This is a genomic window from Streptomyces rimosus, assembly GCF_008704655.1.
Classification (GTDB): Bacteria; Actinomycetota; Actinomycetes; order Streptomycetales; family Streptomycetaceae; genus Streptomyces; species Streptomyces rimosus.
This window is the reverse complement of sequence record NZ_CP023688.1, coordinates 560986-580737: the sequence shown is the minus strand read 5'-3', so window position 1 is coordinate 580737 and position 19752 is coordinate 560986. Positions and strand designations below refer to the sequence as shown.

Annotated in this window: 19 protein-coding genes and 2 pseudogenes; 11 read left to right on the top strand and 10 right to left on the bottom strand. The window is 70.3% G+C overall.

Going from position 1 to position 19752, the window contains the following annotated elements:
- Window positions 1–177 precede the first annotated feature (177 nt).
- Entirely contained in the window at window positions 178–1461 is a 1284-nt protein-coding gene (locus tag CP984_RS02145; RefSeq protein ID WP_032920718.1) for a hypothetical protein, read from the top strand.
- Window positions 1462–1532: 71 nt separating this feature from the next.
- Here the strand turns inward: CP984_RS02145 and CP984_RS02140 are convergent, their stop codons facing one another.
- The 3 genes from CP984_RS02140 to CP984_RS02130 are packed head-to-tail and all read right to left on the bottom strand — an operon-like array spanning window position 1533 to window position 3536.
- A complete protein-coding gene (locus CP984_RS02140; RefSeq protein ID WP_003981717.1) occupies window positions 1533–2027 on the bottom strand; it encodes an arsenate reductase ArsC in 495 nt (164 codons plus the stop codon).
- Complete coding sequence (gene arsB, locus CP984_RS02135) at window positions 2020–3141, bottom strand: ACR3 family arsenite efflux transporter (RefSeq protein ID WP_003981718.1); 1122 nt, start codon at window positions 3139–3141, stop codon at window positions 2020–2022. The genes CP984_RS02140 and arsB overlap by 8 nt, the downstream gene beginning before the upstream one ends.
- Window positions 3138–3536, bottom strand: a complete 399-nt coding sequence (locus tag CP984_RS02130; protein ID WP_030180296.1) for an ArsR/SmtB family transcription factor — start codon at window positions 3534–3536, stop codon at window positions 3138–3140. Before CP984_RS02130 ends, arsB begins: the two co-directional genes overlap by 4 nt.
- A gap of 95 nt (window positions 3537–3631) precedes the next feature.
- Between CP984_RS02130 and CP984_RS02125 the strand changes: the two genes are divergently transcribed.
- Entirely contained in the window at window positions 3632–4105 is a 474-nt protein-coding gene (locus tag CP984_RS02125) for an ArsI/CadI family heavy metal resistance metalloenzyme (protein WP_003981720.1), read from the top strand.
- A 429-nt stretch (window positions 4106–4534) separates the two neighbouring features.
- Here CP984_RS02125 and CP984_RS02120 read toward each other — a convergent pair whose 3' ends face one another.
- From CP984_RS02120 to CP984_RS42745, 4 genes and pseudogenes are all read right to left on the bottom strand, one after another.
- The gene (locus CP984_RS02120; RefSeq protein WP_202480754.1) at window positions 4535–4864 is read right to left on the bottom strand and encodes a nuclear transport factor 2 family protein; all 330 of its coding nucleotides are present in this window, start codon (window positions 4862–4864) and stop codon (window positions 4535–4537) included.
- Window positions 4842–5600: pseudogene (locus CP984_RS02115) on the bottom strand (GNAT family N-acetyltransferase). The gene CP984_RS02120 and the pseudogene CP984_RS02115 overlap by 23 nt, the downstream one beginning before the upstream one ends.
- Before the next feature lie 375 nt (window positions 5601–5975).
- Window positions 5976–6968 carry an aldo/keto reductase gene (locus tag CP984_RS02110; protein ID WP_030180295.1) on the bottom strand — a complete coding sequence of 331 codons (993 nt, stop codon included), beginning with the start codon at window positions 6966–6968 and terminating at the stop codon, window positions 5976–5978.
- A gap of 305 nt (window positions 6969–7273) precedes the next feature.
- A pseudogene (locus CP984_RS42745) lies at window positions 7274–7481 on the bottom strand (NF041680 family putative transposase); the annotation flags it as partial.
- A gap of 380 nt (window positions 7482–7861) precedes the next feature.
- Here CP984_RS42745 and CP984_RS02100 point away from each other — a divergent pair.
- From CP984_RS02100 to CP984_RS02085, 4 genes are all read left to right on the top strand, one after another.
- On the top strand, window positions 7862–8770 hold the full coding sequence (locus CP984_RS02100) for a zinc-binding dehydrogenase (RefSeq protein ID WP_003981724.1): 909 nt from the start codon (window positions 7862–7864) through the stop codon (window positions 8768–8770).
- A gap of 23 nt (window positions 8771–8793) precedes the next feature.
- A complete protein-coding gene (locus CP984_RS02095) occupies window positions 8794–9711 on the top strand; it encodes an AraC family transcriptional regulator (RefSeq protein ID WP_030180292.1) in 918 nt (305 codons plus the stop codon).
- Between the two features lie 415 nt (window positions 9712–10126).
- Window positions 10127–11272, top strand: a complete 1146-nt coding sequence (locus CP984_RS02090; RefSeq protein ID WP_050498857.1) for a hypothetical protein — start codon at window positions 10127–10129, stop codon at window positions 11270–11272.
- Window positions 11273–11623: 351 nt separating this feature from the next.
- Entirely contained in the window at window positions 11624–12607 is a 984-nt protein-coding gene (locus CP984_RS02085; RefSeq protein ID WP_003981727.1) for a DMT family transporter, read from the top strand.
- Window positions 12608–12611: 4 nt separating this feature from the next.
- Here the strand turns inward: CP984_RS02085 and CP984_RS02080 are convergent, their stop codons facing one another.
- Window positions 12612–12965 (bottom strand): cupin domain-containing protein, encoded by a 354-nt coding sequence (locus CP984_RS02080; protein WP_003981728.1) that lies wholly within the window; start codon window positions 12963–12965, stop codon window positions 12612–12614.
- A 238-nt stretch (window positions 12966–13203) separates the two neighbouring features.
- Between CP984_RS02080 and CP984_RS02075 the strand changes: the two genes are divergently transcribed.
- From CP984_RS02075 to CP984_RS02060, 4 genes are all read left to right on the top strand, one after another.
- Window positions 13204–14691: an aminotransferase-like domain-containing protein gene (locus CP984_RS02075; protein WP_003981729.1), complete on the top strand. Its 1488-nt coding sequence runs from the start codon at window positions 13204–13206 to the stop codon at window positions 14689–14691.
- 152 nt (window positions 14692–14843) lie between these two features.
- Entirely contained in the window at window positions 14844–15524 is a 681-nt protein-coding gene (locus CP984_RS02070; RefSeq protein ID WP_003981730.1) for a dienelactone hydrolase family protein, read from the top strand.
- Window positions 15514–16863, top strand: coding sequence for an erythromycin esterase family protein (locus tag CP984_RS02065; protein WP_003981731.1), 1350 nt, complete (start codon window positions 15514–15516; stop codon window positions 16861–16863). Before CP984_RS02070 ends, CP984_RS02065 begins: the two co-directional genes overlap by 11 nt.
- A 61-nt stretch (window positions 16864–16924) precedes the next feature.
- Window positions 16925–17611, top strand: coding sequence for a phosphoribosyltransferase (locus CP984_RS02060; protein ID WP_003981732.1), 687 nt, complete (start codon window positions 16925–16927; stop codon window positions 17609–17611).
- Window positions 17612–17640: 29 nt separating this feature from the next.
- Here CP984_RS02060 and CP984_RS02055 read toward each other — a convergent pair whose 3' ends face one another.
- Window positions 17641–17934 carry a hypothetical protein gene (locus CP984_RS02055; protein WP_030180287.1) on the bottom strand — a complete coding sequence of 98 codons (294 nt, stop codon included), beginning with the start codon at window positions 17932–17934 and terminating at the stop codon, window positions 17641–17643.
- The gene (locus CP984_RS02050; protein WP_003981734.1) at window positions 17931–18398 is read right to left on the bottom strand and encodes a hypothetical protein; all 468 of its coding nucleotides are present in this window, start codon (window positions 18396–18398) and stop codon (window positions 17931–17933) included. The genes CP984_RS02055 and CP984_RS02050 overlap by 4 nt, the downstream gene beginning before the upstream one ends.
- A gap of 271 nt (window positions 18399–18669) precedes the next feature.
- On the opposite strand from CP984_RS02050, the gene CP984_RS02045 reads away from it, so the two are divergent.
- Complete coding sequence (locus CP984_RS02045; protein WP_030180285.1) at window positions 18670–19620, top strand: GlxA family transcriptional regulator; 951 nt, start codon at window positions 18670–18672, stop codon at window positions 19618–19620.
- Window positions 19621–19752 lie beyond the last annotated feature (132 nt).

Below are 19752 nucleotides of genomic sequence, written 5' to 3'. Positions count from 1 at the left end.
GCCACCACCCCGGAGCCGGGACCAACGGCCGCGAAATGGTCCGGCGTCCGTGCGCGCCAGGGGCGGAATAAGCCCCTCTATGATCCTTTTTGGCCAGTTCCGGGCTCTCGCCGCCACCCCCGTGGCCGCTACGTTCACCCCTTGACGGAACACACACAACCAGGGGGAAGGGCAACGATGCGCCCCATAAGACCCGTCAGCGGCATCGGCAGATCACTCATGGCGGTGACCGCTACGGCGGCCGCCTGGGCGGTCACCGCCATGGGCCTTGCCGCCTCACCGGCTGCTGCAGCACCCACCACCACGACGGCGCAGACGCCCGCGCCCGGCGACACCTGTACGGCGGCCGACCTCGGCACACGCCACCCGTACATCAAGTCCACCGAAGTGTCCCCGACGATCACCCACTTCAAGGGCTGGTACGTCACCGAGGGCACCACCGGCACCCAGACCGTCACCACCACCACCCAGACGACCATCACGGTCTCCGTCGGCCTCAGCGGCAAAATCGAGGGCGGTTTCGGCACCGAGGCCCTCGGCAAGGTCGGCGCGAGCCTGGGCTTTGACGTGAAGGTCGACTACACCTCCACCAGCAGCGAGACGAACGCGGTCACGTGGAACTTCAACCAGCCCGGCTACTACGGCGCCTACAAGGGCACCAAGAAGGTCACCGGTACGTACGTAAGCCTCAACTGCAACCGCGTCCAACAGGGCGACGGCAAGTGGGCGTTGAAGTGGATCGAGGGGCCCGACGGAGGTAACTTCACCACCTACACCACCCTTGAGGAAGGCGCGGTGCGCTGCCAGGACAAGGTGCCCGCAGGCAGCATCATGGCCAAGGCGCAAAGCCTCCTCGACTGCGGCTCGGCCGCCGCGAAGGCCGAGCACCCGGCGGGTGCGGTGGCGCCGACGGCGAAGCAGGTGCCAGACCGCCTCGCGCAGCGCCCGGCGCTCGCCGGCGGCACGTCCGCCGAACAGCCCAAGGCCACCGGGCGCGGCGCGCGGGCCGCTCTCGACTGCCAGGCCGAGGTCTACAAGATCGCCGTACCCGGCAAGCCCCTGTCCTGGGGCGCGCCGCTCCTGGCGTCGGACGGGGTCCGCCTGCGGCCCTCGTCGATCTTCAGCGCCCACCTGGACAACTGGCGCCTGTGCAACGTGACGGAGCGCAACGGGGTCATCGAAGCGTCCCTGTGGAACTGGGGCAACGGCGGGTGCGCGACCATCGCCGGGCAGAACGCGGGCACCGAACGGGCGGTCCTGCAGACGGCCACCTGTGCGGAGGACGACCTCCAGCGGTTCTACATCTACCGCGACGTACCCGGCAGCTCGAAGATCGGTGTGCAGAACAAGTACACCGGCTCCATGATGGGCCACGACCGGTACGCGGACGGCGAGTTCATACGCCAGTACTCCAGCGGCAGGCAGGACGGTACGGGTACGTACACCCTGATCGGAGTCTGACGGCCCACACCCCATGAGCGGCCCCGCACGGAACCCTGACCTCCCGGTTCCGTGCGGGGCCCTCCGCGTCCTTACTCCGAGCCCGGCCGGAACAACCCCCTCCCGCCAGTAGCCCGCGAGACCGTCCAAGGACAGGCTTCGCCGGGTCGGAGTTCGGCCGGCAAGCTCCGGACCCTTCGCTCGATCTCATCGCGGATCGGCCGGACGGCCTCGCCCCCCTGCCCGGCTGGGTCCGCGAGCTTCCAGTCCAGGTACTTCCAGTCCCGGTACTTCTTGCCGGGGAAGACGGGGCAGGCATCTCCGCAGTCCATGGTGATCACGATGTCGGACGCCTGCACGGTCTCGCTGGTCAGCACCTTGGGGATCCCGGCGGAGAGGTCGATCCCGGCCTCGGCCATCGCCGCCACAACGGCCGGGTTGACCGCGTCGGCCGGGGCCGAGCCCGCCGAGCGGACCTCGATGCGGCCCTGGCCGAGGTGGGTGAGGAAGGCGGCGGCCATCTGCGAGCGGCCGGCGTTGTGGACGCACACGAACAGTACCGACGGCTTCGGGGGAGTGTCAGACACGAGCGGAACCTTCCGCCTCGGCGGCGGCCGCGGGGTCCGGCAGGGGCTCAGGTCCGGGAAAGTACCGGCGGGCGGCGAGAGCGACATGGACCAGGCCGATCAGTACCGGCACCTCGATGAGCGGGCCGACCACCCCGGCCAGCGCCTGCCCTGACGTTGCACCGAAGGTGGCGATGGCCACCGCGATGGCCAGCTCGAAGTTGTTGCCCGCGGCGGTGAACGCCAGCGTCGTCGCCCGCGGATAGCCCAGCCCCGCGGCCCTGCCCAGGGCCATGGACCCGGCCCACATGAGGGCGAAGTACACCAGTAGCGGGAGCGCGATCCGCGCGACGTCCAGGGGCCGGGAGATGATCGCATCGCCTTGCAGGGCGAACAGGACGACGATCGTGAACAGCAGCCCGTACAGGGCGAACGGCCCGATCCTCGGTATCAGCTTGGCCTCGTACCAGGCGCGTCCCTTGGTCCTCTCGCCGATCCGGCGGGTCGCGAACCCGGCGACGAGCGGGATGCCGAGGAAGATCAGCACGCTGCGGGCGATCTCCCACACCGAGATGTCCAGCGTCGTCCGGTCCAGGCCGAGCCAGCCGGGCAGTACTTGGAGATAAAACCAGCCCAGCGCGGAGAACGCGATCACCTGGAACACCGAGTTCAGGGCGACCAGGACGGCGGCGGCCTCGCGGTCGCCGCAGGCCAGGTCGTTCCAGATGATGACCATGGCGATGCAGCGGGCCAGCCCGACGATGATCAGTCCGGTCCGGTATTCCGGCAGGTCCGGCAGGAAGATCCAGGCCAGGGCGAACATCACGGCCGGGCCGACGATCCAGTTGATCACCAGGGAGGGGATCAGCAGGCGGCGGTCGCGGGTGACGGTGTCCAGGCGGTCGTAACGGACTTTCGCCAGGACCGGATACATCATCACCAGCAGGCCCAGCGCGATCGGCAGGGAGACGCCGGTGACGCTGACCTTGGCCAGCGTGCCCCCGAGCCCGGGGACGAGGCGGCCCAGACCCAGGCCGAGACCCATGGCCAGCAGGATCCACATGGCGAGGAAGCGGTCCAGGAACGACAGGCGGGCTGCCACCGGTCCGGCGGCGGACGCGGTCGGGGCGGTCACGAGGCGGCCCCGGCAGGCTCGGCGGGTTCGGGCAGCGGCTGTTCGGCCGGACGGGTCAGGATGCCGGCGAGCCGGTCGGTCATCTCGGGCAGCAGCCAGTAATACACCCAGGTCCCGCGGCGTTCGCAGTCGATGAGCCCGGCCTGTCGCAGCAGCTTGAGGTGGTGGGAGATCGTCGGCTGGGACAGGTCGAAAGCAGGGGTCAGGTCGCATACGCACACCTCGCCGCCGGCCCGGGAGGCGATCATCGACAGCAGCCGCAGCCGCACCGGATCCCCCAGCGCCTTGAAGACCTTCGCCAGTTCGGTGGCCTGCTCCTCGTCCAGCGGGGCGGTCAGCAGCCCCGGGCAGCAGGCTTCGGTCCGGCCGGACACCTCAAGCTCTTGTTTCGACATGCTTCTATATTGACGACCGTCGATCCAGGGTGCAAGCTAACTTGCATCGGAGAGGCATCGAAAGCCATCGATGCAACGAGGTCAAGGAGGACGTCATGTCCCGTGTCCAGCTCGCCCTCAACGTCGCCGACCTGGAGGCGTCAGTGGAGTTCTACTCCAAGCTCTTCGGCGCCGAGCCGTCCAAGCGCCGCCCCGGATACGCCAACTTCGCCATCACGGAGCCGCCGCTGAAGCTCGTCCTCATCGAGGGGGAGGCGGGCCAGGAGACCCGGCTGGACCACCTCGGCGTCGAAGTCACCTCCACCGAGCAGGTCGCCGCCGCTACCGACCGCCTCAAGGAGGCGGGTCTGGTGACCTTCGAGGAGAACGACACTTCCTGCTGCTACGCCCTCCAGGACAAGGTCTGGGTGACCGGCCCCGGCAAGGAGCCCTGGGAGGTCTACGTGGTCAAGGCCGACGCCGACCAGCTGGGCAAGAGCCCCGCCCTGGGCGGCGACGCCTGCTGCGGCAGCGAAAGCACGGCTGCCGAGCCCATCCAGGGTGCCGCTGGCTGCGCCTGCGGTAGCTGACCTGCCGACACGACAGGGCAGCCGCGCGCCGCCGAGAACCCGCGCCGGAGACGCTTCGCGTAGAGAGAAGTGCAGCGAAGTCCGGAAAAGGACGATTCTCCAAACTCTCATTCGGTGCCGGAAACTCTCATTCGGTGCCGGTTCCTGGGCAGTGGCCCGGTTGGCGGAGCCGGTGGTGACGCACAGGGAGTGATCCAGGCAGCGTCGTACGGTCGTGCCGTGGTCGAGCGTGGCCCGCTCGGCGGATGTCAGCTCGGCGGCACGGGGGAGGGCGGTGACCTTGCCGGGCAAGTCGAGGTGACCGGTAGTTCCGGGCCGGATGTCCTCGGCGTCGGCGGCGTGCGGAAGGCGCGCGGGGTGTCCTCGGCCTCTGCGGCCCGCGGTCCGTCAATGCTCCCCGGCAAGGCCACCGTCAGGGGCCGCGTATCTCTAGGCCTGCCCAGTCTCGAAGCGGCTGACCTTGCCGTCCTCGACGGTGAATGCCCAGCGTGTCCGCATCGCGCCCCAGGTGTCGTTGCTGTAGAGAGCCGTCAAGGACCGCCCGCCATCTGCTTCGGACTCAACCTCCATGCGCCCGTTGGAGGAGAAGACCTCCCGTTCGGTCCAGTCGGCCAGGTCTCGCTCCGTACCATCGTCGGACATGGTCGCCCCCGGCGCGAGAGCGGCCTGAAACGCCCCTCGGTCCTGTGCGTTGAGGGCGGTGACGAAAGCGCGCACGGCGGGATCGGAAAGCCGGTCAGCAGCGATTGACACGATCATGCTCCCAAGAGTCGATAAGGCGAGGCTCGAGGCCGCAGGACAGTCCGAGCCTGCGATTGTCCGGCATACCCGTGCTCACCGGCACCACACGCGTCCGTGGGCCGATGAACCCGTTCGGGGCGGTGGAGTACTCACTGCGGTCGGTGGCGAGTGTGGCGATGTTGTAGGTCCCGGCGACGCCTGCGTGCAGGAAAACCTGGGCCGAGCAGACGGGACGGCCGTCGACGTAACCGATCAGGTAGCGGGTGGGTAGTCGGCGGTGAGTGCCAAATCGGCGGCATCCGCGAAGAACCGGCGCACCGTGGCGGCGGGTGGGTTCCAGTTTGCGGCGAGGACCGTGGCGTAGTCGGCGAGCTGCTCCGGAGCGGTCGTCGGGCGGATCTCCAAGCCGTCGACGTGCGCGTCGGGGAGGGGACCGCGTAGATCTCTCCACATGCCCGTCTCGGTTTCCGACGCTTGCAGGCCGACGGCCTCAAGGCACTCGGCGAGATTGCCCGGTGTGGAGGCGGGGCCCACCCACCAGGGGAAGGGGGGCGGCCGGTCGCGACCAAGGTCCGGACCGTCTCCGCGGCGCGAGCCGGGGCGGTGTTCGGGGCGAAGCGGGCCGCCGCGACGATGTTGGAGGTGTCATTGGCGAGACCGCTGTCGGCGGTCAGCAGGTCGCCGGTCTCGGTGATGGACGCGCTTTCCCAATCCGGTGCAGGTGGCAGGCATGCTCGGCGAGATTCTGCTCCATCGCGAGCGGAAGGTCGGATTCATTGGTCGACGGGAGATCCGCGGGCCTCGTGATGTTCCGGTCCAGCATGCTGACTGGGGTACTCGCAGGCGCTTATCTTGTCTTTTGCCCTCCGAGGCTGTCGCGCTCGGTGATGCTCCCCGGTCGCCTGATCGTCTGGTCGTTTTCCCGACGTCGTAGCGGGTTGTGGGCGGTGGTTCTTCGAGCCCAACGGCCCCCCTGGCCCGATCCTCCTTCCGGGAGCCCTCCACAACCAGGACGAGGACGCTTCCGTTCGTGGAACCGTCTCCGAGACGGTTCCACGAACGGAAGCGTTGGGACCACCTGCCCGCCGTCGGTGCGGTGACCTACGGTTTCAGGAGTCAGAACAGGCTTTCAGCGGCCGAACCGGGACTGCAACTGCTCAGGGAGACGTTCGCCCTGGATCCGGATGTTGGCCGCGGCTTCTTCGATCCGATGTAGGTCGCCGGTTGTCAGCTCGACGTCGAGTGCGCCCAGGTTCTCTTCCAGTCGGTGCAGCTTGGTGGTGCCGGGGATCGGGACGAACCACGGCTTCTGCGCCAGCACCCAGGCGAGAGCGATCTGGGCCGGCGTGGCTCCTTTGTCGTCGGCAATCTGCTGCAGCAGGTCGACCAGCACCTGGTTGGCTTGCCGTGCTTCAGGGCTGAAGCGTGGGAGCAGACGGCGGAGGTCGTTGTCGGCAAGCGACGTACTGGAATCGATCTTGCCGGTCAAAAACCCTTTGCCGAGCGGGCTGTAGGGCACCAGACCGATGCCCAGTTCCTCCAAGGTCGGAATGATTTCGGTTTCGTGCTCGCGCATCCAGAGCGAGTACTCGCTTTGCAGTGCCGTTACCGGCTGAACGGCGTGGGCGCGACGAATCGTCGCGGCACCGGCCTCGGACAATCCGAAGTGCTTCACCTTGCCTTCGGCGATCAGCTGCTTGACCGTGCCGGCCACGTCTTCAATGGGAACGTCGGGGTCGACGCGGTGTTGGTAGAGTAGGTCGATGCTTTCGGTTCGAAGACGCTTGAGCGAGGCCTCGGTCACTCGGCGGATCTGCTCGGGTCTGCTGTCGACCCCGGACATCGGGGTCGGCCCGTGCTCGCCGTGCTTGATTCCGAACTTGGTGGCAATCACCACCTGGTCGCGTACCGGCGCCAGCGCCTGACCGACCAGGTCCTCATTGGTGAACGGGCCGTAGACTTCGGCAGTGTCGAAGAAAGTCACGCCGCGGTCAACGGCCGCCCGCAGTAGCTTCGTCATCTCGGCTGTGTCTTGTGGCTGACCGTAAAAGAAACTCATGCCCATGCAGCCGAGCCCGAGAGCCGAGACTTCGAGGCCCTGCCCTAGTTTGCGTTGTTGCATCGGAGATGCTCCTGGGATATCGATCGCCTGGCTCCGGCTTCTTTCGTGTTTAGCCGGGAGCCGGCAGAGAACTTAGGCAGCCTTCCGGGGCGCTAGCGAGGCCCTGGTGCTACAGGCGTGCCCTCAACGCTATGGCCTTGGAGTGCACTCCAAGCAAGCGGAACAGGTAAGAGGGCGTTTTCTCCCGCCGCCCCACCGCGCATTAGCTTGTCACTTAACGATCGGCGCTGGCTCTCCGTGGTTTCGTGCCGACTTTGTGACGGGCGGGGCGGCGGTATGCCTCGCCGGTCGCGAGGACGCGGCCCACGTCGAGACGGCCGGCGATTCTTCGAACCAAGTGGCTCACCTAGTCCGGGCGTTGAGGATGACAGTGCGCTGGCTGGAGAGCCGGTCTTCGTGCGCAGGTTTCTGAACCCCCGTCGGACGCGAGCGGGGGGTAAGCCTGAGCGGTTCGGTCGATCTCTCCCAGGGCCCGCGGAGGTCGGTGGCCAGTGGCCGAGCGAGCCGGAGCCGGACGTCGGGGGGAGGACTGCCACCCCCCCCGTACGGAGACCCGGCGGAGCCCGCCGACCTGATCGAACGCGTCAGCAGAAACCGCACCTGGACACGCCATTGCTACATGCCACCCCCGACGAACCCAGCGATCCCCCCGGCCTGCCGCCCCGCCAGGGTGTCGCCGCGCCCGTCACAGCGTCATCCACCGTATGCGTGCAAAGTTCGCCGCCGCGCGCGAGCCGCACTGCTACAGATCGTCAACTGATCGACTCTCCCGGGACTGGTCGCTGAGCTGGTCCTGCGTAGGGTTTCCAGGAGACGGCAGTGCGACATTCGCGCTCTCCGTCCGTTGTCGCGCCGAGTGTTCAGGCGCATCCACGAGAGAAGGAAACACACGCATGCGCGCCCTTGTTGTCGATCACGGCGAGGCCGGGCCCGTCCGGTTCGCCGATGTCGATGAGCCCGTGCCGTCCAGCGGCGAGGTGTTGGTCGAGATACGGCATATCGGTCTCAACTTCGGAGAGCTGAATTACGTGGACCAGTGGCCGGCCGGGGCTGTGCACGGTCACGACGCGGCCGGTGTCGTGGTGCGCGCCGCGTCCGACGGCTCGGGGCCGCCCGAAGGTACGCGAGTCGCGCTCGGGATGTCCGCCCACGCGTGGGCGGAGCGGGTGGCGGTCAGCCCCGCCTCGCTCGGCATCGTCCCCGAGGGCGTGGATCTGGCCGACGCTGCCGCGCTGGGGATCGCGGGAGTCACCGCGCTGCGGGTGCTGCGCAAGCGTTCTCTGCTGGCGCGCGACGTTCTGGTCACCGGCGCCAGTGGGGGCGTGGGGCACTTCGCCGTCCAGTTGGCGGCGCTGGCGGGCGCCCGGGTGACGGCACTCGTGGGCTCGCCGGACCGGGCCGCCGGGCTCCGCGAACTCGGGGCCGACCAGGTCCTGACCGACCTGGCCGGGGCCGAGTGCCGGTTCGACCTCGTCCTGGACACGGTCGGCGGGCCGCTGGTGGCCCAGGCGTGGAGTCTCCTCGCCGAGGGCGGCACCATCCACGTGGTCGGTTACTCCTCGGGACAGGACACCACGTTCCCGTCAGGGGCCCTGTTCGGTTTCGGTGAACCGCGCACCATCGCCACCTACGGCGACATGACGCCGACCAGCGGGGAGCTGACGGACCTGCTGGGCCTCATGGCCGCCGGGAGGCTCTCGGCACCGGTCGGACTGCGAGGCAACTGGCTGGACGTGGACGACGCCGTCCGGGCACTGTTCGCGCGGAAGGTGCATGGAAAGATCGTTCTCGACGTGGTCTGACCCCCGTCGACGAGAAGGGAACGATGGACGTACTCGCGGAAGCCTTGCGTGTATCGGGTGCGCGAGGGGCGCTCGGGGTCGTACTGAAGGCCGGAGGAACCTGGGGCCTGCGGCTGGAGCCCTCTCCGGCAGCGGCACTGCACGTAGTGTCCCGCGGCACGATGTGGCTCCACGTCCCGGGCGGGAAACCTCTGGAAGTGCAGGCAGGAGACGCCGTCCTGTTGCCGCCGGGCACCGCCCACGGGATAGCCGGCGGGTCCGGTACGACGATGGGGCCCTGTGACCGGAAGGCGACGGACCAGGCACTCACCGACGGCAGCGCCCTGTACCTGGGCTCGACGCCGGCGCAGACGGAAGTGCTCGTCCTGCGCTATGAGCAGGACCCGGAGGTGAGCACGCCGGTGCTCACCTCCCTCCGCCGGCCGATGCACGTCACGAGCCGGGAGAACACGCAGTTCAGAAACACCGTCGAGCTTCTTACGGCGGAGCTCGCACAACCGCAGATCGGCACCACCGCCGCCGTCAACAGCATTGTCGACCTTCTGCTCATCCAGTTCGTACGGGCCTGGCTGGCCCGCCGCCCCGGGGAGCAGTCCGGCTCATGGCTGGGCGCGATGCGCGACCCGGCCGTGCGCGACGCCCTGGCATGTGTCCACGCCCGACCGGAACACCCCTGGACCACCGAGTCCCTGGCGGCCGCGACGGCGGTCTCCCGCACGACGCTGTCCAGGCACTTCCGGTCCGCGCTCGGACAGACGCCGGGCGCATACGTGACGCAGTGGCGCATGGACCTGGCGTCCGTCCGGCTCCGCGACACCGACGAGCCGGTCGAGTCGATCTCCGGCGCGGTCGGCTACGCCTCACCGCACGCATTCAGTCGTGCCTTCCGACGTGCCCGAGGCATGCCCCCGGGCGAGTACCGTTCCCGAATGCGCAAGTGATCGCAGGCAGGCGATCATCGGCGGCACTTGAGCACTGGTGCGGTCCGGGCAGGGGTGGGTAAGGGGGGCACTGCCGTCCAGTACCGGAGATAGTCGGAGATACGTTCCTGCCCTCGTCACGCGGCAACAGGACGTTGTCAGTAACGTCCCCCGCCTGGCCGCCGACTCGCACCACGAACGCGCCCTCCGGCCTCGCGTTTGAGGCCCCGACCGAAGGCGACATGCGGGGCCTCGTCCGCCTCGCGCAGCGCGACGAGATGCCGGTCGATGCTCTCGACGGCGTGGACCAACGGTGAGCCCTTCTTCGTGTGCTCGGGAGGCGAGTGCGGCGGCGCCTGGCACTCGGCAGCGCCGATGGATGACGAGCTGGCCGATTTCCCTTCGGGCCCCTGTGCGGCCCTGCGACGCTGAGTGCGTGACCTACGCCGTGACGGTGGATACCAGCATCCCGGTCGGATCGCCCGAGATGGACGCGCTGCAACGTGCCGGCGCCGTGGCACTCCTCGGAAAGGGCCTGGGCTCCGTGGAAGCCATCGAGGGGCCGGACGGTATGGAGGTCGACATCTTCGAGTCGATCGTGGCCGTTCATCCGGGCGGTGCGCTGTTAACGATCTTCGTCGATGCTCCGGCGCTGGAATTCGCCGAGGACGCGGTGCAGTCGGTGACCAGGGAGCTGCTGGAGCGTAGCGAGCTCTTGGCCGAGTGGACGGTCGAGCGGTGCGAGGTCCGGCTCCACCCGCAGCTCGCCCAGGAGAGCCTCGACGCCGCCGACGGCCCCGACACTCCGCCGGCCGACGCGGCCACCCGTAAGGCTCACCACGCCGCAAGGGAGACAGCCGCCGACGGTCGGGATGAGTGCGACGCGGAAGCAGAGGCAAAGGCTGCTCGGAACCGGATGCTGACCATGTCGGCTGAACTGCGTTCCTTCCCGCCGGTCATGTTCGGCGTGCTCGACCCCGAGGACGAGGACGGTGGGGAGGAAGAGGACGTCGAGGCCGGTGTACGGCCGGAAGATGCCCGGCTGGCCGCCGGCGCTCTGGTGTACGGGACCCATCTGCTGGTGGACGAACTCTTCCAGGACGTGCAGACCCTCACTCAGACGCGGAGCAACGTCGCTGAGTGCGAGAGGCCGCTGTGGCTGCTGGAGGAGCTTCCCGAGCGTTACGCCCTTGAATACGACGCGCACTTCGCACGCCGCTTCCTGGTGACGGCGATCGCCATGACCACCCGCTTCACGAACGGGAGTTTCCAGCAGCTCGGCTGTCTCGCGGAGGAACTCGCCTGGAGACTTCTGCTGCGCGAGGCGAGCGTCAGTCTGGAGACGTTCGGTCTCATGGACGAAGGTGTGGCGGTGGCCCTCGAAGCATTCGCCGAGAATGTCTACGAGGACCTGGACCACGAGTGGCTGTACGACGACTCGGTGGGCGAGATCGGCGAGGACGCCGCGGGAGAGGCTTTCGGAGTCACGCCCATGGCGATCGGCTCGTGGTTCACCCCCTTCAACGGGGGCCGGTACGCCCACCCGTACGCGATGGAAGCGTCGGAGGACGCGACGCAGTGAAGAGGCCCGTCGGTGTCGTGACGCGCTCCTGAACGCCGGTCAGGACCGCCGGTTCTGCCTTTCCCGTGGGCGGTCCGATCCCGGTCCGGCGTGCAACCGGGAAAAGCTTGGGAAACCGACGCGGTATATCGCGGCGAGGAACTACCGCGAGCTGCCAGAAACGGCGCGAAACAGTCGTGTGTGCGCGGGGGGGGGCACGGCAATACCTCCGGGCGCCCGTTCGTCACCCGCCGACTGCGTTTGCCCCCGCGCCCGAACGACCCCGACCGACAGCGGCGGTGGTCATGCCAAGCTCTGACAAGCGCACCAGCGTTCAAGACGCGTAGGCTCCACCGCCGCCATAGTCCCCCCATGACCAGAACGAAGGCCCCAACCAGCCCCTACCTCCTCCTGTCGATCACCATGGTGCTGTGGGGCAGCGCCTTCTCCAGCTCCAAGTCGGTGGTGGAACACCTGCCGCACTCCGTGGCCGCCCTCCTGCGTTTCGGCGGCGCCGCCCTGGCGCTGCTGATGGTGCCGGCGCTCTTCGGGAAGCGGTTCGGCGGTGCCAAAGGCAAGGTCTCACCCCGGGCCGCCGGCCGCCCCGCCCTGGCGGGCATCGTCGGCGTCTTTGCCTACAACGGCTTCTTCTTCTGGGGACTGTCGCTCGCACCCTCCCTGGACGCCGGCATCCTCATCCCGGTCATGAGCCCCGTCCTGACCAGCCTCTTCCTCCTGCTGACCCGGCGGGAACGGGCATCGAAGGTGCGCCTGGCGGGGCTCGGCCTCGGACTGGTCGGGGCTGCGATCTTCTTTCTGGGCGTGGGCGGCAGCGCGCACGGGAGTCCGACGCGGCTTGCCGGGGACGTGTTGTTCCTGCTCAGCGCGGTGTGCTGGGCGGCTTACACCCTCGCCGGCCCCCGCGTCCTCGCCGGTGTCGACCCGCTGCGCGCCACTACGTATGCCACCTGCGCCGGAGCCCTGCTGCTGGGCGTGGTCGCCGCCCCCGACCTTCCGGATGTGGACTGGAGCGGTCTGCCGTCCGCTGTCTGGTTGAACGCCGCCTATCTGGCGCTGGGTGCTGCCGCCGTCGCCAACCTCCTGTACTACCGGGGCGTCGCGGCCGTGGGGCCAGCCTCGGCCTCGCTGATGATGTTCACCGTGCCGGTGGTGAACACGGTGTGCGGCACGCTGTTCCTCGGCGAGACCTTCGGGCCCGTACAGGCAGTGGGTGCCCTGGTGCTGCTGGCGGGGGCCGTGCTCGCGGCGCTGCATGGACGACTCGCGCGGCGGAAGGGTACGCCGTTCGTTGCCGAGGAGGAGGGCAGGGGGCGGCGGGTCGTTGAGCGCTGCTAGAGCTTCAGTTCCCGTACTGCTTGGTGTCCGGGTGCTCGATGAGCAGGACGTGGGCGGCCTCCTCGGCCACGGGGCGGTGCCGTACTCCCGCGGGGACGACGAAGAGTTCGCCGGGCTTCAGCACCACCGGGTCGCGGCCCTCCAGCTCGACCCGGAAGGTGCCGTCCCAGCACAGGAACAGTTCGTCCTCGTCGTGGTAGTGCCAGGGGAACGAGCCTTCCAGGCGCGCGAGTCGGACGGCCGTGGTGTCGTTCACCCTCGCCAACTCGCGCTGCTGGAAGGGGCCGGGGAGCGCGGTGATGGCCTCCGGCACCGAGACGGCGGCGAGGTGGCCCGGGATCTCGTGTCGTGTCGTCATGTCATGATCCTCGCCGCCGCTCGGGGCGCGGCACAGAGCCAATGGGCGAGGATTGGTCCGCCCGTTGGGACGGACCCATAGCTGCCCGGCCCGGCGCGGTCGTACGAAAGCGTGTCTCCACGTACGAGGGCGTGCCTCCCCGTGCGAGGACGTGTCTCCCCCGTACGAGCGCGCACCCCCTACGAGGACATGCCCCTCCCCTCCATATCCACCACACCGAAAGCCGAAGCCCATGCCCATGGCCCCCACCGCACTGGCCGACCGCCTGGGCCGGTGGTCGTCCGGCCGCGGTCCGCTGTACCTCCTGCTCGCCGCGCGGCTACGGCGCCTCGTCGACCAAGGGGAACTCGCCCCGGGTACCGCGTTGCCGCCCGATCGGTCGCTGGCCGCCGCGCTTGCCGTGGGGCGTGGGACCGTCGTCGCCGCGTACGAGCAGCTGCGTACGGAAGGCCGGATCGTGCGGCGCCAGGGGAGTGGCACCCGGGTGGCCGGTCCGGTGCGCGACCGGCCCCGCGAGACGACAGGGGCGCCGGTTTTCCTTCATCTGCTGGAGCGGCAGGATGCCGATGTGATCTTGCTGGCGTGTGCCGCGCCCGCCGCGCCTCCGCCGGTTCTTCTGTCCGCGTACGAGCGGGCCGTGGCCCAACTGGCCCTGCTCACGGGTGACATCGGCTACCACCCGTCGGGCCATCCGCGGCTGCGCCGCGCTGTCGCCGACCACTACACGCGCCGTGGGGTGCCGACCGCCCCCGAGCAGATCCTCGTCACCAATGGTGGTCAGCAGGCCCTGTCCCTGCTCGCCCGCGCCTTTGTCGAGCCCGGTGGCGAGGTGCTGGTCGAAGCGCCCACGTATCCGGGCGCGCTGGAGGCGTTCCGTGAGCGGTCCGCCTTGCTGCGGACGCTGCCCGTCGGCCTGGACGGCTTCGAGACGGCGGTCCGCTCGCCGGCCCGCCGCCCCGATCTGGCCTACGTCGTCTCCACGCACCACAACCCGACCGGCGCGGTACTGCCGCCGCTGGCACGCCGTCGGCTCGCTGTCGCCGCGGGCGCGGCCGGTGTGCCGCTGATAGATGACGAAGTCCTCGCTCAGCTGGCCTTTCCCGGTGACGACACGCCGCCTCCGCTCGCGGCGTACGGCGCGACCGTGATCACCGTCGGGTCGCTCAGCAAGAGCGTCTGGGGCGGGCTGCGCGTCGGCTGGATACGGGCCACGGAAGCGATCGTGGACCGCCTCGCGCGGCTGCGCGCGGTGCATGACCTGGGCGGCAACCTTCCCGCGCAGCTCGCCGCCGCGGAACTGCTGCCCGGCCTGGAGCGGTGGTGCCGGGACACGGCGGCGGACCGCCGGGCACGTCACGATCACCTGCTCGCGGAGCTGGCGCGGCGGCTGCCGCAGTGGCAGGTCCGGCCGGTCGGCGGCGGTCAGACCCTGTGGGTACGGCTGCCCCACGGCGACGGGGACACCTTCGCGCAGACAGCCCTGCGGCACGGAGTCGCCGTACTGCCCGGCAGCGGACTGGACGCCTCCGGGGCGAGCAAGGACCACGTCCGTCTTCACTTTCTCGCCTCGCCGGACGACCTGACCGAAGCGGTACGCCGCCTGGCGGTGGCCTGGTGCGCGTACGGGGGCGGCCAAGGCGGGGGCGCTCCGGCCGGTGCCGGTGTGACGGCCCGGTCGTACGAGCGCTCGGCCGATAGGCGGAACCCGGTGCGGCGCACAGGATAAGAAGCGCGTGGCGCGGTACCTGACGAAGGCAGGTGGGCGTTTGTTTGCCCGGCGGGCCGTGAGGAACCCTCAGGGCCGAGGAGGAACGGTCCGGCCCGGGTGTGCGCGCGTGCGGCCGGTGCCTCGGGAGTGAGTGCCGGAAGGAGGATGCAGTGACAACGCAGGAAACCGTGTCCGCACCGGGCGGGGTGGTGCTCGACGGCGATCTGGAACTGCCGAATTCACCGCGTGCCGTGGTGTTGTTCGTCCACGGCAGCGGCAGTTCGCGGCGCAGTCCGCGCAACCGCGCGGTCGCCCTCGCGCTGCGTCACTCCGGCCTGGCCTCGCTGCTGCCGGATCTGCTGACCCCGCAGGAGGCCGAGGAGGACGCCGTCTCACGGAAGCACCGCTTCGACATCCCCCTGCTGGCCGAGCGGGTGGTCGCGGCGGTCGACTGGCTGGGCGAGCACCCGGCGACCCGGGAGCTGCCCCTGCATCTGTTCGGCGCGAGTACGGGCGCGGCGGCGGCCCTGGTGGCGGCGGAGCGGCGGCCCGCGCGGGTCCGGTCCGTGGTGAGCCGCGGCGGCCGGCCCGACCTGGCGGAGGAGTCGCTGGAGCAGGTACGGGCGCCTGTGCTGTTGCTCGTCGGCGAGCTGGACACCGACGTACTGCGGCTGAACCGTGAGGCGGCGGCGCGGCTCCAGGCGCCCTGCGAGGTGGAGATCGTGCCGGGCGCGAGCCACCTCTTCGAGGAGCCCGGGACCCTGGAGCGGGTGACCGAGTCCGCCCGGGACTGGTTCCTGCACCCGCCGGCGCCCGCGGGCAACCACGGGAGCGGCGGCGATGTCCGCTAAACCGGCGGCGTCGGACCTGGAGCTGATCCGCGGGACGGCCGTACCGCTGCCGGACCCCGGCGCGCTGGACCCGCTGCTGGACCGGATCGGTGACGCCCGCTACGTCCTCCTGGGCGAGGCGTCGCACGGCACCGCCGACTACTACTGGTGGCGGGCGCGGCTGACCGAGCGGCTGATCGCGGAGAAGGGGTTCTCCTTCGTCGCCGTCGAGGGAGACTGGCCCGACTGCCTCGACCTGCACTGCTCGGTCACCGCCGAGCCCGGCGCACCCGCGGACCCGCAGGCGGCCCTGGAAGGCTTCCGCCGCTGGCCGCGCTGGATGTGGGCCAACACCGACGTGGCCCGCTTCGCCCGGTGGCTGCGCGAACACAACACCGGTCTTCCGCCGCGGGAGCGGGTCGGCTTCTACGGTCTGGACGTCTACAGCATGTGGGAGTCGCTGGACGCGGTGCTGGCCTACCTGCGCGAACACCACCCCGACCACGTCGAGCAGGCGGTGGAGGCGTACCGCTGCCTCGAACCGTACGAGCAGGACCCGCAATCCTATGCCCTGGCGACCCGGATGCTGCCCTCCGGGTGCGAACCCGAAGTGGTCCGCCTCCTGGTGTCGCTGCGCGAACGGGCCCGGCGCCCGGAGGACACTTCGTCCGTCGCGGAACTCGCCGCCCTCCAGAACGCCGAGACCCTCGCCGGGGCGGAGCGGTACTACCGGTCGGTGGTCCACGGCGGGCCCGAGTCGTGGAACATCCGCGACCACCACATGGCCGACACCCTCGACCGGCTGACGGCCCACCACGGCCCGGACGCCAAGGCGGTGGTGTGGGCCCACAACACCCATGTCGGCGACGCGCGGGCCACCGACATGGCCGGCGCCGGACTGGTGAACATCGGGCAGCTCGTACGGGAGCGGCACTCCGCGGACGGCGTCGTGCTCGTCGGCTTCGGCTCGTACCAGGGGTCGGTCGTCGCCGGGAGCGAATGGGGAGCTACACCCGAGAACCTGACCGTGCCCGAGGCCCGTCCCGGCAGCGTCGAGGAACTGCTCCACCAGGTCTTTCCCGAGGAGCGGGCCCTCTTCGTCTTCCCGCCGCGGGACGCCGCCACCGGCCTGCACCCGGAGGTCCCGCGCCCGGCCGCCTGGTCCGGTGTACGGCGCGACCACCGGGCCATCGGCGTCGTCTACCGGCCGGAACGGGAGGCGTTCGCCAATTACGTGTCCACCACGCTCGACCAGCGATACGACGCTTTCCTGTACCTGGACCGCACCCACGCCCTGACTCCGCTGCACGCCGAGCCGCCCGCCACCGGTGAGGCCGAGACCTGGCCCACCGGCCAGTGACCCGCGCCCCGCCGCCACCGACTTCGAGCGCCCCTTCCGACCGAGGGCAAGGAGCAACACCATGCGCTTCACCGACCGCCGGCACGCAGGCCGGTCCCTCGCCGAGTGGCTGCGATCACCGGACGACGACACGGCCGGCGCCGCCGAGGCCGGTGTGTGGCCGTACGGGGCGGCCGATCCGCTCGTCCTCGCCCTGCCGCGCGGCGGCGTCCCGGTGGCGGCCGAGGTCGCCCGGGAGTTCCGGGCGCCCCTCGACGTCCTGGTGGCGCGCAAGATCGGCGTACCCGGCTCGCCCGAGACCGGCATCGGCGCCATCGTCGCCGAGGAGCCGCCCGTCTTCGACCGGCGGGCCCTGCAGTTCCTGGGTCTGGCCGAGGAAGAACTCGCCCCCTCCGTGGCCCGCGAACGCGCCGAACTCCACCGCCGCGAGGACCTGTACCGTCGCGGCCGCCCGGAGCCCGGCATCACCGGCCGGACCGTGCTCCTCGTCGACGACGGCCTCGCCACCGGCCTGACCGCCCTCGCCGCACTCCGCCATCTGCGCCGCCGGCAGCCCGCCCACCTGACACTGGCCGCACCCGTCGGCTCCCGCAACGCCGTCGGCGAACTCTCCGAGGAGGCCGACCGCGTACTCGTCCTGCACCAGCCGCACCACTTCCGGGCGGTCGGCGAGTGGTACGACGATTTCGGGCAGGTGAGCGATGACGAGGTGATCGCGCTGTTGGGGACGTCGTCTTCCGTGGCGTGAGGGGTGGTGCAGCCGGTTTCGGCCGACGTTCATTCCCGTACGGGAACCGGATCACCCCGCTCCGCGCCCCGCGTCAGCCGCCGTACGGCCAGCATGCCGCCGATGCCCGGCAGCAGGGACAGAGCGACGGCCGTGGCAGTACGGCGTGGATCGCGGGCGGTGGCGACCACGGTGAAGAGGTAGGCGCAGCCGTGCAGCGGGCCGGCCAGGGAGGAGATGGCGGGCAGGTGCGCGGTCGCGAGATTGCCCAGCAGGACGGCGAGCGAGGCGAGTTCGACGGCGGCGGCGATACGCAGCGCCCGGCGGTCGCGGTGCACGGTCACGCTCCCGTGGTGGAGCCGGGGCGGATGATCATGAGTACCGTCACCACGGCCCAGAGCAGGTTGAACGCGCCGGTGAGCATGGCCAGCCGCGCGGTGGCGCCGCGGTCCACCGGCGGCCCGGAACCGTCGAGCCGGCCGAGCAGCCGCTCCTGCCCCGGCAGGACCAGCAGCGCCAGCACCCCGGCCGCGGCGGCGGTGAGCACAATCGACGTGATCAGCCAGGCGTCGCCGAGGACCCCGAGGCTGCTGGCGGTGGCGAAACCGAACACCGGCACGGCCATGCCGAGGGCGGCGTAGACGCGGCAGATGCGGTGCAGCAGCCGTACGCCGGACCGGCCCGCGGCGTCCGGCCCGGCGGCCTGCGCACGGCGGACGGCCGCGGGGAACATGCTGGCCGCCACGGTCACCGGCCCGACCGCGATGATCGCGGCCAGGACGTGGATGGCGAGGAGGAACTTGGTCACCGGACGGCTCCGGACCGCTGAGTGGCTTTGTCGACAGACATGGGCATGGCGGAGTGCTCTTTCTCGTCGCTCAGGGGCGGGCGGTGCGCTTCTGCGCCACCGCCCGGGAACGTGCCGCGCCAGGCTAGGCCGGGCCTCGACCGGCACCCCAGGGGCTGAAACGACAATTTCCAACGGGTTCCCGCCACCGGGCGCTGCCTGCGGCAATCAGCAGACCCCCCACACCACCTGGGCATTTGTGAACGGCGGCTTCTCGTTTACCGTGTCCGGCATGCATACGGTGGCGGTCCTGGTGCTGGACCAGGTGGTGGCGGCCGACATGGCCTGCCCGGTCGACTCGTTCGGGCGCGCCCGGCTGGCGGACGGGCGCAACCCCTACCGGGTCCGGGTCTGCGCACCGGAACCCCAGGTGGCCTCCGAGGCTTTCACGATCATCGCGCCACACGGCCTGGAGGCGCTGCGGGACGCGGACACCGTGATCGTGCCCGGCTGTTCGGAGGCCGCAGCGCCGCCCGCCCCGGAGGTCCTCGACGCGCTGCGCGCGGCCGCCGCCGCGGGCACCCGTATCGCCTCCATCTGCACGGGCGCGTTCATCCTCGCCGAGGCCGGGCTGCTGGACGGGCTGCGCGCGACCACGCACTGGGTGGCGGCCGACCTGCTGGCCGAACGGTTCCCGCGCGTCGACGTACAGCCGGACGTGCTCTACGTCGACAACGGCCAGATCCTCACCTCGGCCGGGGCCGCCGCCGGGATGGACCTGTGCCTGCACCTCATCCGGCGGGACTTCGGCTCGGCGGTCGCGGCCGACTCGGCGCGGCTGGCGGTCATGCCGCTGGAACGGGAGGGCGGGCAGGCGCAGTTCATCGTGCAGGCCCGGCCGCCGGTGCCGCGGGGCTCGCTGCTGGAGCCGGTGCTCAAGTGGATCGAGGACCACCTCGCCCAGGAGGTGACCCTCGCCCAACTGGCCGCGCGCAGCGGGCTCAGCGAGCGGACGTTCAGCCGCCGCTTCCGGGAGCAGACGGGCACCACACCGTTGCAGTGGCTGCTGCGTGCCCGGGTGCGGCGGGCGCAGTTCCTGCTGGAGACCACCGACCACGGCGTCGAACGCATCGCCGCCCAGGCCGGTTTCGGCTCGCCCACCGCGTTCCGCGAACGGTTCAAGCGCGTCGTCGGGGTGACGCCGCAGTCGTACCGGTCGGCGTTCCGGGCCAACAGGTCCTGAGGGCGGCCGGACTTCTTTTCGGGCTGTGTACGGGGTGATGCCGGTGGGGCGGGGCGCGGGTGGACGGTCACCTGCCATGGACTCACCTGCCATGGGCATGGGCATGCCTGCGTACGACGTGGTGCTGTGCGA

Excerpts from the sequence above, each read along its gene's own strand:
- CP984_RS02095 (WP_030180292.1), top strand. The coding sequence starts at position 8,794 with ATGGACGTACTCGCGGAAGCCTTGCGTGTATCGGGTGCGCGAGGGGCG.
- CP984_RS02065 (WP_003981731.1), top strand. The coding sequence starts at position 15,514 with ATGTCCGCTAAACCGGCGGCGTCGGACCTGGAGCTGATCCGCGGGACG.
- CP984_RS02120 (WP_202480754.1), bottom strand. The coding sequence starts at position 4,864 with ATGATCGTGTCAATCGCTGCTGACCGGCTTTCCGATCCCGCCGTGCGC.
- CP984_RS02075 (WP_003981729.1), top strand. The coding sequence starts at position 13,204 with ATGGCCCCCACCGCACTGGCCGACCGCCTGGGCCGGTGGTCGTCCGGC.
- CP984_RS02130 (WP_030180296.1), bottom strand. The coding sequence starts at position 3,536 with ATGTCGAAACAAGAGCTTGAGGTGTCCGGCCGGACCGAAGCCTGCTGC.
- CP984_RS02060 (WP_003981732.1), top strand. The coding sequence starts at position 16,925 with ATGCGCTTCACCGACCGCCGGCACGCAGGCCGGTCCCTCGCCGAGTGG.
- CP984_RS02045 (WP_030180285.1), top strand. The coding sequence starts at position 18,670 with ATGCATACGGTGGCGGTCCTGGTGCTGGACCAGGTGGTGGCGGCCGAC.
- CP984_RS02125 (WP_003981720.1), top strand. The coding sequence starts at position 3,632 with ATGTCCCGTGTCCAGCTCGCCCTCAACGTCGCCGACCTGGAGGCGTCA.
- CP984_RS02085 (WP_003981727.1), top strand. The coding sequence starts at position 11,624 with ATGACCAGAACGAAGGCCCCAACCAGCCCCTACCTCCTCCTGTCGATC.
- CP984_RS02110 (WP_030180295.1), bottom strand. The coding sequence starts at position 6,968 with ATGCAACAACGCAAACTAGGGCAGGGCCTCGAAGTCTCGGCTCTCGGG.
- CP984_RS02145 (WP_032920718.1), top strand. The coding sequence starts at position 178 with ATGCGCCCCATAAGACCCGTCAGCGGCATCGGCAGATCACTCATGGCG.
- CP984_RS02080 (WP_003981728.1), bottom strand. The coding sequence starts at position 12,965 with ATGACGACACGACACGAGATCCCGGGCCACCTCGCCGCCGTCTCGGTG.
- CP984_RS02100 (WP_003981724.1), top strand. The coding sequence starts at position 7,862 with ATGCGCGCCCTTGTTGTCGATCACGGCGAGGCCGGGCCCGTCCGGTTC.